This window comes from Flavobacterium sp. FlaQc-30 (assembly GCF_044005885.1).
In the GTDB taxonomy this organism is placed as follows: domain Bacteria; phylum Bacteroidota; class Bacteroidia; order Flavobacteriales; family Flavobacteriaceae; genus Flavobacterium.
Genome location: NZ_JBIPCO010000059.1, coordinates 1 through 240, shown reverse-complemented (window position 1 = coordinate 240; position 240 = coordinate 1). Strand labels below are relative to the sequence as shown.

The window sequence follows — 240 nt, the reverse complement described above, 5'->3', positions numbered from 1 at the left end:
CATAACCTCCGCTAGTAATTTCCCAGCCTTGATCTATTCCCGCACCAGAAGAAGATCCTGCAATACTTTGTCCATGATAATAAAACTCAACAAAAGGACCAGATGCTCCATAATATTTTGGTGCAGAGAAACCTGCATTCCAGCTAAAGGTGTCTTTAGGCTGACAGCTGGCAAATAAACCAATAATTAAAAAACAGTATATAAAAAAACTAGTTTTTGGGTACATAAATTTCTCTTTTA

General features: G+C 36.2%; 1 protein-coding gene. It reads right to left on the bottom strand.

The window, feature by feature from the left end; genetic code table 11:
• Nucleotides 1-226, bottom strand: a 226-nt coding sequence (locus tag ACHRV0_RS21735; RefSeq protein WP_395442536.1) for a hypothetical protein, incomplete at its 3' end; no start/stop codon positions are given.
• Nucleotides 227-240: the final 14 nt, after the last annotated feature.